This is a genomic window from Hyphomicrobium sp. (genome assembly GCF_003987855.1).
Taxonomy (GTDB): domain Bacteria; phylum Pseudomonadota; class Alphaproteobacteria; order Rhizobiales; family Hyphomicrobiaceae; genus Hyphomicrobium_B.
The window spans coordinates 62548-76035 of the sequence record NZ_RXIZ01000004.1; the positions used below are offsets into that span (position 1 = coordinate 62548).

Below are 13488 nucleotides of genomic sequence, written 5' to 3' on the forward strand. Positions count from 1 at the left end.
TCTTGGCGGGCGCTCATGCTTGTCTATCGCGATGGTATCTACCGCCCAGTACGCCTTTCCAAGGTGTACGAAGGGAGGTTGAGCAGGCTGGCCTACTGACAGCCCGGCCGCAAAAATTCGCGGAACAAACTGAACATTAATCGCCGAGCTTATAATAGGTGACCGCTTGACGCCTAAATCGTCGGCGCGAGCGTAATGGAACGGCAAAAAGCGCCAATCGGAATAGGGAAATGCTCGCGCGCGAACGAATGAGCCCGGAACTTACGCCGCTTCCCGGGGCTCAGCTGCCGTCTCGGCAGGCGCGGGCAATGCCGCGTTATCAACGATCTTCGCGAACGGATGGGTGAGCTTGTGCAGAGCATCGCGCTCCAAGGCCCAGGCGAAATTTACAATCGCCTCGGCGAGCGACGGCGCATCGACCTTTGGAGCGACCTTCGGCGCCTTCGTAGATTTTCTGGGTTTTGCCATCGTCATGTCCATTCGAGGAGACGCGGCACTTCGCACAAGTATAGCTGACTCGCGGAGGCCCCTGCTCGCAAATTCTTGCTGGCTCGCTCCTGAAAATGTCGGGCACCTAGGGCTTGGTCGAGATTTCGGGGCCCCTCCGGTTTCACCAAAAGGTAAGCCCCGCCCAAAGTGCGGAAAGTATCTGATTACATGATCTCAGAGGGGCCCGAGATACCGCGGGACGCGTTGCTGGTAGAGCCTGTACGCCTCGCCGAACCGGCCGGCGAGATAGGATTCTTCGGGTCGCACCACGCCAAAATGCAGGATGAGCACGCTCGGAGCCGTAAGGACGACGATCCAGTCCAAGCCGCCCAATAGGGCCAGCCCCAGCATCACCAATGTTCCCCCCGTGTAGATGGGATTGCGGCTCCATCGAAAGATGCCGCTGGTTACGAGGTTCGTTGTCGGAGCAAAGGGACTGACGTTCGTCTCGTGACGTCGCAAGGAACTCAACGCGACGACGAGCATGAGAACGCCAATCGGGAGTATCACGCAGCCAACCCACCTCCCCGCTGGCCATGAATTCAAGACATGAAGGGGAACTAACCACTGCAGTCCCATCCCCAGAAGAATGGCTGCGGCCGGAATGAGCGGTGGAAAGACAATAACCTCAGGATGATCGTTGTTATGAATGTTAGGATGCGCTTTCATGTGCAAATTCCCGCAAAAGTCTCCATCGGAGACATAAATGTGTGTTATGGCAATTTTTGGCCAGGCACTGCTAGATGTTCAACGACGTGTCTATCGAGACCAATGACCAAGAACTGGCGCAATCATCGGGAGAGCTTCCGGCACGGCAATCTACCGGAAGCGCTTATCGCGGCCGCCCTTCAGCGACTGGAAGACGACGGGCAAGAGGCGATCAGCTTGCGGGAGCTATCGCGAGACGTAGGTGTAAACCATCGCGCGATCTATCGACACTTTCCGGACAGGCTTTCTTTGATGGCGCGCGTGGCCGAAGAGGGCTGGCGACTGCTCGGCGCCACGATGAGGTCAGCAGCCACTTCGCAAAAGCCGGGCACGCGATCGCTCGTTGCAGCTGGCGTTGCACTCTTCGTGTTTGCGCGCAACCGTCCGAACCTATTCGCACTAATGGGTGGACCCAATTTCCAGGGCCGAACCAAGTTTCCTGCGCTCGACAGATCGATCGGCCAGACGCTGGAGTTGCTGAGGCAAGGTTTTTTGGCCGCTGGTACCTCGCAGGACGCGGCGCTGAAACAGGCTCTCATATATGCTTCGGCGCTGCAGGGCGTCGTCGGGCAGATATTGTGGAAGCGCTACCGGGTGCTTCCCAAGAACGCCGAAGGTGAAGTGGGGCGCATCTGCGAGATGCTCATCAAGGGATTGCGTTAGGGCAGTGACTTCGTTCGCGACAACCAGAATAGCAGTGAAGCGGCCGTCAGCGCTCTTCAGAAGGTAAGCCCCGCCTCAAGGGCGGGGCTCTGCCGGCTTCTTCGTCGCCAGAACGTGTCGCTCGCCACTCGGCTGGTGCCAGCCTGGACCCTGGACGAACCGGGGGACCGGTGAAGCAAACCTCTCGGACAGACGATCATGGTGAGCTGATTTGATGAGCCTCGAAAGATGCTGGTCTCGCGCTGCGAAGACCGCCGCTCCGCAATATTCAAGCTACTGCGCCACTAATCACATTCGCAAGTTCACGAAGGAAGAGCGGTCGGGCGTCGGATGGCTGCTGGATGCCGGGCATAGCGGGATACCCGCTTAACAACCTCTAAACTGTCCTGAAGCGGACAGATAAAACGTCTGCGGCGCGTTATTTTTCTTAGATTATACAGGAACTTTAATCGCGAAGCTGCGTTGGCAGATCGGTTAGGGGAATTCAGCCAACGGTGTAACCATATGCGGCGCTTGCGGGTACTTTTTTGTACGCCGGAGTTTGTTTGTACGCCGGAGTTTGGTGATTACGTCCAGGTTGGGGGGCTAGGCGCCGTTTCTTCTGCGCTTCCGCGCGCCCTAAGATCCATCGCCGATGTCCGGGTGATCGTGCCGGGATATTCGCAAGTCCTTGCCGCATTCCACACTCTCGAAATCGTGGCCGAATGCCCGCCCATCGCGGGCATGCCTGCGTGTTCCATCGCCAGATCAGAAACCGCCGATGGCCTTTCGATTTACGTCGTCGTTTGCCCTCAGCTGTTCGAGCGAGACGGAGGACCTTATGGCGATGTCAATGGTGTCGACTGGCCCGATAACGACGTCCGTTTCGCACGCTATGCCGCCGCGGCCGCCTGGGTCGCCGATGGCGGAATTCCTGATTGGCGAGCAGATCTCGTTCATGCCAACGATTGGCAGTGCGGGTTGATTCCGGCCTACCTCGCATGGCGTGGATCATCCGTGCAATCGCTCTTCACTGTCCACAATCTCGCCTATCAGGGATTGTTTTCGCACGCCTCCGCCGAAAAACTTGGCGTTCCTTCGGCCGCTTTCAACATCCACGGCGTCGAATTCCACGGCCAGCTTTCATTTATGAAAAGCGGTCTATTTTACAGCAATCACATCTCGACCGTTAGCACCAACTACGCTCGCGAGATCATAACCAGCGAACATGGATGCGGCCTCGACGGCTTGCTTCGCGCGCGCGCCGAACAACGCCGTTTGACCGGAATCTTGAATGGTATCGACGCTTCCTGGGACCCGAGGCGTTGCCCGGATTTGATGCCTCAGTTCGGACCGGGAGAATGGAAGGGGCGTCATCTCAACGCCCTCGGTGTCAGGCGCGAGTTCGGACTGGCGCTGACCCGTGGCCCTCTTTTCGGCCTCGTCGCGAGACTAGTCCACCAGAAGGGCATCGACCTCGTGGTGCAGAGTGCCGAGGCGATAGCCCAAGCAGGCGGACAACTGGTCATCATGGGATCGGGCGACGCAGAGATCATAAAGGACTTGGAGCAAGTCCAGCGCCGTCATCCCCGCTCGGTGGGTGTGATGACGCAGTTCAAAGATAGCCTTGCTCGTCGCATTTTCGCAGGCAGCGACTTCACTCTCTTGCCGTCCCGGTTCGAGCCATGCGGACTTAGCCAGATGTACGCGCAGCGCCTCGGCTCTCTCCCCATCGCGCACAACACGGGCGGACTGGCCGACACGATCGCCGACGGTAAGACGGGATTGTTGTTCAACCGGGCATCTTCCGATGCATTTCTCGGCGCGATCTGCCGTGCGTTTGCTCTGTTCGGCCGAAAACGAGAGTTACACGCGATGCGCCGCCGCGCGATGGCCTGCGAGTACGGTTGGAATACGTCGGCTTCCAGGTACGGATCTTTGTACGAGCGCCTTCAATTGGCGTGAGGGCTTCAACGAATAGCCGATCCATAAACCGTCGGCTCACGTGTTGGCGCTCTATCCGGCACCGCTTCTTAACACGCGCACAATCGCAGCGTCGAAGACATCATGAGATCGCTTTGATCGTGCGTCCGGTCCAACGACGGTACGCCCATTCGACCAGAAACGACGCGACCGCAAGGCCAACGAGCGCTACGATGGCCGCGGGCTGCTGCTCATAGGTATAGACGCTAAGAATGGCGAACATGCCTAAGCACGTGAGCAACGACAACCACACGATCACGGCATTGGCACCGGTTTGCTTCAAAACGCGCAGATGTCCTGCGTTCACGGCTGCGTAGATCAGCAAGAAGGCCGCGCTCCCCATCATGGCGATGCCGGAAAGATCGAAGCAAAGCATCACCACGACCACGAGTGCCGCGGTGAAAAACAAACCACCGGTCGCCTGCCGCCATTCAGTCCGCGCCAGAGCAATCGGCAACTCTCCGTCTCGCGCGATCATGTAGCAAACATTTGCCGACCCAAAGAGCGTCGCGTTTATCGCCGATGCCGTCGAAAACAGGGCGGCAATTGCAATAAGCCTGAAACCTAATTCACCGAGGAAAGGCTTTGCTGCTTCCGCGAGCGCATAGTCCTTTGCCCGTTCGATCTCCGCGCTCGACAGGTTGCCCGTCACCGTGATCGAGACCGCGAGGTAAAGCGCGATCACGAGAACCACGGCGATATAAAGCGAACGAGGAAGCATCGTTCGCGGGTCGCGCATGTCACCGGCGGCGTTCGTGATGAGGCCGAATCCTTCGTAGCCGATGAAGAGCACGCCCGCGCCGAACAGAATGGATTGAGCCCCCGGCCACAATTCTGGCGACAGATTATCCGGTTTGACGAACCAAAGCCCGGTGGCGGAGAACATGACGAGAATTGCCACCTTGATGGCAACGATCACCGTCTCTCCTTGGCCCATGATCTTGGCTCCGAATGCGTTCACCACAGTCACGAGCACCACCGAGCCGATCGCCAGCGATTTGAGGAGCAACCCTGACGGCGTGTCCGTTATGAACGTCGCCGCGTAGCTGCCGAATGCCGTCGCGTAGAGGGCAAGGGAGATGATGTAGCCCACCCACATGAAGAGGTTGAGACCCCCCGCAAAAACGCCGTCGCCGAAACTCTGAACCAGGAAGTTCACGGCTCCGCCCGCCGATGGAAACGTGGATCCGAGCTTCGCATACGAGTAGGTGGAAAGGAGCGCGACCATCCCACCGATTGCGAACGCGAGCCACATGGCGTTTCCGGCAGCCTCGGCGACAACTCCAAGGATCGAGAAGATGCCAGCCCCTACCATGCCGCCAATGCCGATCGACACCGCAGCAGCCAGCCCAATCTGCCCCGCGGACGATGGTGCGGACTTTGATGCCGGCTGACTCATATGAGAGCTGCCGAAATCAGGAGAAGCGCACATGGATTGTCCGTCACCCATTGCCACGATCGCGATCTCATTCCCGTATCCGCCCGCTGCTGTCCGATTCCCGATTTAGGTTTAACAACGCGAGCTGTTCGCCTTGCAACAATTCGCTTCATTTTCCGCAATAAAGATCATCCGCCATGTGAGTTGGCCTAGACGACACCCGGCGGCCTCCCAATGCCCCAACCAAAAGGTGCCGGAACCCAAACAACCACGAAGACGTTCCGCGACGTGTTTGGCCTCGGACCGATGCACCGCCCATGAACAACGGCAGCTCTCTTTGGCTCTATCCCCTCATCTTGACCGCCGGCGCACTACAGGCGTGGGGACCTCCGATGAACAACACGCTGAGACAAGCGCTGGTCAATCCGTGGCTGGCAAGCTTCGTGTCCTTCATCCCGGTAGCGGCATTCCTCGGTTGCCTCTTTCTTTGTTTACCCGCGCCGTTACCCGACGCGAAAGATCTGGCGGAGATGCCCTGGTGGGCACCGCTCGGAGGCATCATTGGGGCGTTCGCCGTTATTGCCGGATTGCTGTTCGTGAAAGATGTCGGGGCTGGAGCATTTGCAGGTCTTACCATCACCGCCAACATTCTGATGTCGCTGATCATCGACAAATTTGGGATGTTTGGAATGGCTCAGAAAGACTTGAGCGGCGGCCGCATGATCGGCGCCGCCCTGATGGTGGCAGGCATTGGATTGATTTCGAAATTTTAATCGCTGGGGGAGTCGCCGCTCGGATCAACGCTTCCGAAATTCAGATACGAACTTCATTAGAGGAGTGACTATGAAACACGATGATGCGCATGTGCAAACGAGCGGAACCGTCACCGACATCTTTGGTCATCGCTTTGTCCTGGAAACCAAAGAAGGCAAAGTCCTCGCCGACATCGGCCCTAAAGCAGTCGACAAAGTTTCTCTCAAGACTGGGATGAAGGTCGATATTGAGGGCGAGCGCAAGCCGAGCGAGATCAAGGTTGTTCGCATCTCCATCAGCGAGGCGGAGCCGATTTCAACCCAACATGACGATAAACATTTCGACACAGAGTGGACTGCGGATCGCGCCAAAGCTCTTGCCGAGGCCGAAGGCTATTCGATCATTGGTGAGATGGAGGCCAAGAAGAAGCACTTTGAAGCCAAAGCTAATAAGGGTTCGCATAAACTCGAAATCCACATTCACCGGGACGGCGTCCGCGAGCACTGAAGTCTCGCTTAGAGAAGGTCCGTGAATGCGGGCTTTCTCATTTACCGGCTGCCTCACCTGCGAGTTGGGTGAGCGCGTCCCAAAAGATATCGATATCCTCGATTGTTGTCCGGTGGTTGACGATTGCGCATCGGACGACACTTTCGCCCTCGAGGGTCGTCCACGACGGCGCCGCGATTCCCGAAAGCTGGAGCTTGGTCACAACCGCACGAACCGTCTCCGGGTCCGCATTACGAATACCAAAGCACACGATATTCAACGCCACCGGCGCCTTCAGCACAAACTGATCCGAACTCTCGACAAGGTCTGCGAGATAGCGCGCCAGTGCGCAATTACCTTCGATGGATGCACCTATGCGATGCGTCCCGAAAGCCGCCAGCGTCAGCCACGTTTTCAGCGCGCGGCATCCGCGCGATAGATCGACACCGAGGTCGCATGGCCAAGTATCGCCCGCGGCCAAGCCTTCGTTCGAACGCTGAAGATACGCCGCAGGTTGAGCGAAAGCGCGCTTATGCGCTTCAGCATCCTTCACCAGCAGGAAACCCGCGTCGTAAGGCACGTGCCCCCACTTGTGAAAGTCGAGAGCGATCGAATCCGATTTTTCGAGCCCAGAGAAGTTCCGCTTCATTTTGGGCGATAGCATCGCCAGGGCGCCGATAGCGCCATCGACGTGGAACCACAGCCGGTGACGTTCGGCAATCGCCGCGATCTCCTCCAGCGGATCAATTGCGCCGGTATTGACTGTGCCAGCGGTACCTACGACCAGGAACGGCTGTGCGCCGATCTGCTCGTCGGCGACGATAGCGCGTTCGAGCTGATCGCCACGCATGCGCCGAAACTCATCGACAGGGATTTGCCTCAGATGAACCGATCCTATGCCCGAGAGTTGCAGCGCCTGAGCAATGCACGAATGCGCCTCCGACGAGGCGTAGGCGAGCAGCGGGCGATCAGCATGCACCAAGCCGCGTTCGCGGGACTCGACGCCCAGAGCTTCCGTTTTAGCGATGATGGCCGCCAGGAAGTTCGCCATGGACGAGCCGGTCACGAAGATCCCGCTGGCGCACGCGGGATAGCCAAATGCTTGCCCCATCCACTTTACGACTTGGCGTTCTATCGCGAGCCCGATGTGGTTTCGGCCTCCGCAATTGAGATCGAGCCCCGCCGCGATGAGTTCTCCGATGACGCCGACTGGTGTTCCAGCGCCGTGCACCCACCCCATGAAGCGGGGATGCAAATTACCGGTCGCGAATGGGACGACGTAGTCGCGGATGCCCGCCAAGAGTTCGTCGATATCCCCAGCATCAGTCGGCAGCTCTTGTGTAAAGTAGGAGAGCGCATCTGGGGTCGGCGGCTGCCAAACAGGCTGACCCCGGATCCCCTCGACATGACTCAGGACAAGATCCAAAGCCGCGTGCGCCTGCTCCCTGAACTGAACCCAATTGGCGGGATCGAGAGACGTTGCCTCGACTGTTTCGCTCGACTCAGCTGGCGTCACTGAGTGCAAGCCCCTGGTGGATTTGTTGCCACTTCTCGAACAAGGTATCGAGTTGGCTGACAAGGGGAGCCATGGCCGCTGGAAGGCCATCCCCAAGCGCGAGACGCTCTGAAACGGCGATGACGTGCGGAGCGGACAAAGCCACGCGCAAGACAGCCCTATTAGCGACACGCACCGGCTGGCCCACGTGGCAAACGGCTCCGGCAGCCTGACGCAATTGCTCCTGCACGGCTTTGGCTCGGACCATTGATGACTGTTCCTCGCTCGTCACGCTCAAATTCACAATGGCGCGACTTTCAAGATGGCACCCATCATCGTCGGGGTGAATGAAAAATCCATCCTCTCCGAACGCGCGCTTTCGGATGGCATCGACGAATTCGCGTTTGATCTGAGCCGCCATCGTCGGGGGAATCGCGTTGAACCTCTGGAGATTTGCCAATCCCGCCTGCCAACGAAGGCCAAGACCGATATTCATCTCCGTCGTGAAATCGATCTTCAATTCATCCCGCAGTGATGGGCACCAGTCCTGGGCCGCGGTGTAATCAAGAAGTCCAGGGGGAAAACTCGCTCCGCGTAATTGCGCGACGATATCGTCTGGAAGCAGCAGCGCGCCTGCGAAAGGCGGGGCAGCGAAGAACTTCGATACGGTCACAAGAACGATGAAGCCGTTGGCAAGATCGTCACGCAAATCGTCGATCTCACCGCGCAGCTGGCAGGCATCGATCATAACTCTAACGCGACCCGGCGCGAGTGAAGCGGCGTACTTTGCCGCGTCTCGCGTAACGCCGGTTAAACCCGTCTTCGAGGTGTCGAGCACGTGAACGACGACATCGCGCCCCTTTTTGAGTTCGCCTTCGACCGTCGCGATCATATCGGCGTCGATATCGACTGCAGCGCGTTGGCGGCCCGCTTCATCACGGATCGCAATCGCGCGCGCTTCGATACGCTCCGCAGCAAGACCTGCAATTTCCTCTCCGGGCTGGACAGCAAGACCAAGCGCAGTGATGTCGGAAAAATGCCGGCCTGCGGCTGCCTGGGGAACGCCATTACCTGTTTCGTCGGGAGCGACGAAAACATTCGTCAGCGGTCTCGGCGAAAGAGCCGATACGATTCCAAGACCGAGCAACTCCGCGTCCGTTCCCGACGATGCAAGAATCGTCCGCGCGCCTGCGCATCCCAACGCAGCTGCAATATGCTGGTGGAGCTGATTGAACCAGACGTCGTAGGTCACGGCACCTGCGGCCGCTGGATTGATCAGCCGCGAAAGCGATTGCGTGGCTGCCGCGAATGCCAAAGCAGACGGACTGCTGGCAGTGGATGAGGAAAAGCTGATCTCGTCCTCGGCAGGGCGTGTGAGAGTGCCATAGCGATTTCGGCCACTCACGCTATCGAGCCAGATGCGTTTATCGCCTCCGCTCGCCATCAGAATGGCGGGAGATGCCGACGCTGCCGCGGCGAGCTTCTGCTGCGATTTCACTGTTGATCGAGCCTTGGCGTCCCGTGTCGGCATGGACTCGTCAGCCAAGCTCCCCGGCCATGGCGGCACTGGCGACGTGCCGTTCCTGCGCCATCGAACCGGTGCGAGCTATGCGTTGGCGCAAAGCCTGTTCGAAGCCCGCGAACAGCCGCGCCATGGCCAGCTTCTTGTAAGGAAATACGATCTCGCTATCCATCGAATGAACGATCATCGCTACGTCTGCCTCGAACAGCAATAGCCGGCCGTCCGGCAGCTCCGCGCAATCGATCGCAAAATAGTCGAGGCCGAGTTTGCGATAGAGCGCCTCGAACGCGCGCGCATGGCGTACCGCAAACTTCTTGTCGAAGTCGCCCATCCAAGCGGCTTCTTCCGCGCGCCGATCTTCATGCTCGGCCATGCCGGCGCTCAGGTAATGGACCATCCAATGATCCGACACCGCGAGATGACTTGCATAGGCTTTGCCGTCGATGAACGCGATGCGCTGCTTCCGGAATCTGCCGTCGGCACCGCTGTAATCGACGAATGGCGCCACATAGAACTCGGGGTCGCTATGTCGCTCCAAATAGCTCTCGAGTTCCGCTGGCGAGGAAATCTTCTCCAATCCACCACCAGCATGCGTCCCAACCGGCCGGATGATGATCGGCCAGTGCATAAGATCTCTATTCTGCTGCAGATCAGAAATTTGCGACAGGAGATCGGAAGCAGACTGCCTCCTCGTAGCTGGAGCAAGTATCGATGGCTCATCCTCGAAAGCATCCGAAACGCCATCGCGTGACAACGCCATAATGCGATGTGGCGCATTGTTGAGGATTGGCCCATCCCAGTCCGCGAGCAAATACTCCAGATGCTGCAATATATCAGCGTTTTCCTCAGATTCCCCGATGCCGACGAAAGCGACGTCATGCTCGGGCACATCACTGAGATCTCTCAGCTGTGGATCTACGAAATGGAGCAGAATGTTCGCGTCGGAGCGCTCGAGCAGAAACTCGATTGGCGTGTTGGCCATAAAATCTCCGGCCACGACGAAGACCAGGACCGTCGGCCCTGTGCCCGCACCATTTCGAATGTGAAATGTACGGGTAAGTTCTAGCGCGGCTCTTTGCGACAGAGCGGCCTTTTCCGGCTGCCTCAAGGTGTAGAGGATCGTGGCGAGATCGAAGAATGCTCCTGCATCCTGCAGGTTTTCCGAAACGCGCTTCATCAAGGCTTCCCAGGTAGGACCGATGTCCCGGCCTTCATAAAGGGCTCGGACGATTACGGCCTTGCCCAGCACCCGCGGATGCGATTCAGCCTCGAACACGCGAGCGGTAGCGCTTTGCATTCATCCCTCTTGATCGACCGGAAAGCCACGCAAATCGGGTCCGGAATGTCCCCCCACATTCACCCGCGCCGCCTTACGCCAGTCTGACGTCAGCGCGTTCGTATTCCGACGACGGACAAATCGACCTCAGATGTAACGACACCCACCCGACCACCACCGGCGGAGCCCGGCCCGATGCAAAGGCGGTCAGCGCCTTCTCGCAATCCCGCGTGGCCTCACCAACCACACCTCAAAACGGGCGACGGACAAAATGACGCGAATAAAATCGGGAATTGCCAATTTCAAAACAGCGAATCCGGAAATGAGAACCCATTCTATTTAATCCAATTTTTAGGGTTAACTCTCACAAAGAGATAAAGGATCTTTTCTCCGGGGATAATCGGAATGTTTCTTCGTACTCTGCGCTTTCGGATTCCCGCGGCAATTGTGGGATTGGGGCTTTTTAGCGCTGCTGTCATCGGAGTAATTGGCTGGTCGCAGGCACGGACCGCCCTGACGAACGCCGCATCCGATCGATTGATGTTAGCCGCGCAATCACGAAAAACAAGCCTGGAACTTGTGGCCGATAAGCTGCGTGGAGACATGCTGTTCATCGCTGGTCACAAGGAGATCATGACGAATATCGAGGATCTCTCGGACACGCTCGCTTCTCCCGACGACACGCAGAAGAATATCTCCTATTTTACCAACGGGCCGGAGTCCGATCGAATGCAGTTGGACGGAGCCTCGTCCGGCACGATGTACGGCCTGCGTCATTCGAAGATCCATCCGATAGCCCTCGCGCTGATAAATCAGGCCGGATATGACGATGTCATATTGATCGACCGAAATGACCGCGTTGTCTATACGGCCCGCAAAGGAAGTGATTTCGCCGGTAAAGTCGGAGAAGCCGGAACAGATCCGCAATTGGCGAAAATACTCCTACTATTGAAGTCTGCAAAAAAGGGCGAGGCGGTATTCCTCGACTTTGCTTCATCTACGAAGAGCCAACCGACTGCATTCGTTGGCACGCCAATATTCAAGAAAGCCAACGTCGCCATGGACTCGGCCCAGGGCGAAGAGCAGGTTGGTTTCGCGATCATAGAAATTTCGCCCTCCGTGCTCGACCGTGTGTTTGGCGCGCGCGATGGCCTTGGCAAAACCGGCGAAACGTTCGCAATCGGCAACGATGGCATCGTAAGAACGAATGCGCCGTTGGCGACTGTTAAGACCGCCGGCAAGCCGAGCTCGGTGATGGGAATCTCGGCCAACGGCGATCAGAACGACCGCCTGTCGGGACACACCGGCGTCGTCTTCCTCGGTGCGCCCTGGAACATTTATGCTCAGCAGAGTTCAGACGAAGCCCTGGCAGCTGTGGCGAACATGAGCCGCTCGATGGCGATTGCGGGTATCTGCATCGTCGTTCTCCAATTGCTCATCGGCGGCTTCGTCGCGCTCAGCATCACTCGTCCGTTGAACAAATTGAAGGACAGCATGCGCCGCCTCGCTGACGGCGACCTCGACACCCCGGTCGAAGGCGCCTCCCGTGGCGACGAGATCGGCGCGATGGCGTCAGCCGTTCAGGTCTTCAAGGACAATGGCCGCAAAGCCCGCGACCTCGAACTCAGCGCCGAGCTGGAACGTCAGCAGCGGGAAATTGAGAAAGAAGCCGAGCGAGCCCACCGAGAAGCGGAAAAGGAAACCGAGCGGCAGTCACGAGAGACCGAGCGTGAGCTTGCTCAAGCGGCCCGCGACGCGGAGAAAGCCGCGGAAGCTCAGGCTATCACCCAGACAATTCAATCGCTTGGGAAAGGTCTTGATGAACTCGCGAGCGGGAATCTGGCTTACCGCATCCATACTGCCTTCCGGTCGGAATTCGAGCAGCTCCGCCACGACTTCAACTCGGCCGTCGGCAAGCTCTCGCTCGTTCTGAAAAACGTGTCGGATAGCTCCCACACCATCAAATCGAGCGGCGGCGAAATTGCCGACGCCTCGCAAGAATTGGCCACCCGCACCGAGCACCAGGCCGCAAACCTTCAGGAGGCCTCCAGCCGCCTCGACGAGATCACGACGACGGTCAACGCTACGGCAACCGACGTGAAGAGCGCGAGCGAGATCGCCGGCACGGCGCGACGGGAAGCCGAGGGCGGCGGCCAGATCGTCCGCTCGGCGGTCTCCGCCATGAACGACATCGAGATGTCATCGACCCAGATTCAAACGATTGTGGGTGTCATCGACGAGATCGCTTTCCAGACGAACCTTCTTGCTCTCAACGCTGGTGTCGAAGCCGCGCGAGCAGGTGATGCAGGCAGAGGCTTTGCGGTCGTCGCCTCCGAGGTCCGCGCCTTGGCCCAGCGCTCGGCCGAAGCTGCCCGAGAAATCAAACACCTCATCAGCAATTCCAGCGAACTGGTCGCACGCGGCGTCAAGCTCGTGGGCGAAACGGGCCAGTCGCTGAATTCGATCGTCAACAGTGTCGGAAAAATCGCTTCGATTATTTCCGATATCTCGACGCGCACCCAAGGTCAGGCGGCAAGCCTACAGGTTGCCAATACGATGGTTTCCGAGCTGGATAAGGCCACGGTCCAGAACACCGCCATGGCTGAAGAGGCCACCGCGGTAAGCCATGGCCTCGCCGAAGAGGCTGAACGGCTCGTGCACCTTGTAAGCCAATTCAGCCTCGAGCCATCGATGCAAGCTCGCAGCGCGAACTCGATGGAGACAAAACTCCAGGCCGCCTAGGCAGAATGAAAAGG

Annotated in this window: 11 protein-coding genes; 5 read left to right on the top strand and 6 right to left on the bottom strand. The window is 58.3% G+C overall.

The window, feature by feature from the left end; all coding sequences use genetic code 11:
* Positions 1-261: 261 nt before the first annotated feature.
* Together EKK30_RS02505 and EKK30_RS02510 are read right to left on the bottom strand one after the other, a co-directional pair.
* Positions 262-468 (bottom strand): hypothetical protein, encoded by a 207-nt coding sequence (locus tag EKK30_RS02505; RefSeq protein ID WP_290979776.1) that lies wholly within the window; start codon positions 466-468, stop codon positions 262-264.
* 195 nt (positions 469-663) lie between these two features.
* Positions 664-1158, bottom strand: coding sequence for an isoprenylcysteine carboxylmethyltransferase family protein (locus EKK30_RS02510; RefSeq protein WP_290979779.1), 495 nt, complete (start codon positions 1156-1158; stop codon positions 664-666).
* A 102-nt stretch (positions 1159-1260) separates the two neighbouring features.
* On the opposite strand from EKK30_RS02510, the gene EKK30_RS02515 reads away from it, so the two are divergent.
* On the top strand, positions 1261-1860 hold the full coding sequence (locus EKK30_RS02515; protein WP_290979782.1) for a TetR/AcrR family transcriptional regulator: 600 nt from the start codon (positions 1261-1263) through the stop codon (positions 1858-1860).
* A gap of 504 nt (positions 1861-2364) precedes the next feature.
* On the top strand, positions 2365-3804 hold the full coding sequence (gene glgA / locus EKK30_RS02520) for a glycogen synthase GlgA (protein ID WP_290979785.1): 1440 nt from the start codon (positions 2365-2367) through the stop codon (positions 3802-3804).
* A 100-nt stretch (positions 3805-3904) separates the two neighbouring features.
* On the opposite strand, the gene EKK30_RS02525 is transcribed toward glgA, so the two are convergent.
* The gene (locus tag EKK30_RS02525) at positions 3905-5221 is read right to left on the bottom strand and encodes an APC family permease (protein ID WP_290979788.1); all 1317 of its coding nucleotides are present in this window, start codon (positions 5219-5221) and stop codon (positions 3905-3907) included.
* A 296-nt stretch (positions 5222-5517) separates the two neighbouring features.
* On the opposite strand from EKK30_RS02525, the gene EKK30_RS02530 reads away from it, so the two are divergent.
* On the top strand, positions 5518-5973 hold the full coding sequence (locus EKK30_RS02530; RefSeq protein ID WP_290979791.1) for a DMT family transporter: 456 nt from the start codon (positions 5518-5520) through the stop codon (positions 5971-5973).
* 70 nt (positions 5974-6043) lie between these two features.
* On the top strand, positions 6044-6460 hold the full coding sequence (locus EKK30_RS02535; RefSeq protein ID WP_290979793.1) for a hypothetical protein: 417 nt from the start codon (positions 6044-6046) through the stop codon (positions 6458-6460).
* Positions 6461-6497: 37 nt separating this feature from the next.
* On the opposite strand, the gene EKK30_RS02540 is transcribed toward EKK30_RS02535, so the two are convergent.
* From EKK30_RS02540 to EKK30_RS02550, 3 genes are read right to left on the bottom strand one after another with little or no spacing between them, the layout of a single operon-like run.
* The gene (locus EKK30_RS02540) at positions 6498-7955 is read right to left on the bottom strand and encodes an aminotransferase class V-fold PLP-dependent enzyme (protein ID WP_290979796.1); all 1458 of its coding nucleotides are present in this window, start codon (positions 7953-7955) and stop codon (positions 6498-6500) included.
* On the bottom strand, positions 7942-9465 hold the full coding sequence (locus tag EKK30_RS02545) for a hypothetical protein (protein WP_290979799.1): 1524 nt from the start codon (positions 9463-9465) through the stop codon (positions 7942-7944). The genes EKK30_RS02540 and EKK30_RS02545 overlap by 14 nt, the downstream gene beginning before the upstream one ends.
* Before the next feature lie 7 nt (positions 9466-9472).
* The gene (locus tag EKK30_RS02550) at positions 9473-10753 is read right to left on the bottom strand and encodes a tetratricopeptide repeat-containing protein (protein ID WP_290979802.1); all 1281 of its coding nucleotides are present in this window, start codon (positions 10751-10753) and stop codon (positions 9473-9475) included.
* Between the two features lie 384 nt (positions 10754-11137).
* Here EKK30_RS02550 and EKK30_RS02555 point away from each other — a divergent pair, with 384 nt between their 5' ends.
* Positions 11138-13474 (top strand): methyl-accepting chemotaxis protein, encoded by a 2337-nt coding sequence (locus EKK30_RS02555; RefSeq protein WP_290979805.1) that lies wholly within the window; start codon positions 11138-11140, stop codon positions 13472-13474.
* The last annotated feature ends 14 nt before the right edge of the window (positions 13475-13488 follow it).